This window comes from Bradyrhizobium hipponense, assembly GCF_008123965.1.
Taxonomy (GTDB): Bacteria; Pseudomonadota; Alphaproteobacteria; order Rhizobiales; family Xanthobacteraceae; genus Bradyrhizobium; species Bradyrhizobium hipponense.
The window spans coordinates 1-1,391 of the sequence record NZ_VSTH01000250.1; the positions used below are offsets into that span (position 1 = coordinate 1).

The 1,391-nt window shown below is 59.1% G+C and carries 2 protein-coding genes and 1 pseudogene; 1 reads left to right on the forward strand and 2 read right to left on the reverse strand.

The window, feature by feature from the left end; genetic code table 11:
• Nucleotides 1-573: 573 nt before the first annotated feature.
• Nucleotides 574-824: pseudogene (locus tag FXV83_RS45295) on the reverse strand (hypothetical protein).
• 114 nt (nt 825-938) lie between these two features.
• Between FXV83_RS45295 and FXV83_RS41205 the strand changes: the two are divergent.
• Nucleotides 939-1,154 carry a hypothetical protein gene (locus FXV83_RS41205; protein WP_148745736.1) on the forward strand — a complete coding sequence of 72 codons (216 nt, stop codon included), beginning with the start codon at nt 939-941 and terminating at the stop codon, nt 1,152-1,154.
• Between the two features lie 13 nt (nt 1,155-1,167).
• On the opposite strand, the gene FXV83_RS41210 is transcribed toward FXV83_RS41205, so the two are convergent.
• Nucleotides 1,168-1,391, reverse strand: a 224-nt coding sequence (locus FXV83_RS41210) for an SANT/Myb-like DNA-binding domain-containing protein (protein ID WP_347341106.1), incomplete at its 5' end; no start/stop codon positions are given.

Here is a 1,391-nt window from a genome sequence, read left to right on the forward strand (position 1 = left end):
CATGGAATCGGTCGTCTAGTTTCGCGTGCCGCAGCGAAGATTCTGCGCTCGGCTTCGGCTACTTGGCCTCGAAGGATTTCAAGTTCGGAAACTTGAGAAGCGAGTGCCTCAAGGCGTTGGCGCAGAGCGAAATGACGATCAGCCAGTCGCGCGCGATCATCCATTGCACGCCCCTTTATTGTTATTATGCCCCAGAAGAGACTAGGAAAACTCGGCAATTTAGTCTGTCCGGTGCTCGACGTTGGCTGTACTTTTCGCTCGGTGGAAAGCTCGAACTGTTCACCAAGCTGGCGGATCAGCTGTGCTCGCCACCGAGGTCCAGCGGGCGGTTAGGCCTCGTTCCATATTGGCGATCGGTTCCTCACGGATCGCCGGGTACTGGCTTGTTTCCGATCTCAGTGGCCTAGGTTGATTTTTGGAGTCGCCTGATTTGCCGGTTGGTACGAGCGCCAAAAAAAGGCCCCAGCTCCGGGGCAATGGGCGGTGAAGCTGGGGCCAATCGGGGTTACCCTTGGGGAAGGGCATCGGAAAAACTTGGCGAACGGCAAAGCGTTCCCGCCCACCTCTGGATGTTCAGCGATCCTTATCAGGTTTGCCGTTGGGGCTACCGTCACCGCCGCCGTTGCCGAAGCCATTGTTGCCGTTGACTGCCCCGACCTTGCGATCGCGCTTGACGTCAGCGATGTCGACAGCAGTAGCGTCATCGCTGGAGGCGTCACGGCGGCAAACCTGCCGCAGGTCTTTAAGAACTCGCGGCGGTCCTCGTCTTCTGTGGCGTTTGTTAGTCGCGTACGGACATTAAACCAAACGGAATTTAAATAAATCAAAATAAAGTAAGTTCCTTTTATTATTTAAAAGGACACCGCGAGGTTCGATCCCGGGGCACCCTCTATGCACACTTTTGCGCCTTCGCCCGGAACGCCAGGAGCCTGAACGCGTTGAGGAGCGTTCTGGAGGGGTTGAGTGTGCCGTCCGCCGATTACTATCTGAAGCAAGCAGAGATCGCCTCCCGGCTTGCACTTGCTGAGCCTGATCCGGAGAAGGCGCGGGCAATGCACGTCCTGGCTCTTGAGCTGTTCGACAAGGCGGCGCGGACCCAACCATCACCTCCGGCAGAGCCGACTATGCCGCCCGATATCATCCAGCGGCAGTAAGTGGAGCCTCGGCTCACTTCCGCTTTTGCGTCACCAGCCGCAACGGGATGTTGTAGAGATGCGCGCGGCCTCGCACGGCCGCTTCTGTCCTGCCGAGCGCGCTGGCGATCTCGTCCGGTCGGCTCCCCGCCGCCGCCATCGTCAGCAGCCGTTGATGCTCCTCCGGTGTCCACCTTCGCACCAACGGTAACCGTGACTGCACCATCGCGCCGGGCCGTGCGGCGCGGCAATCAGGAT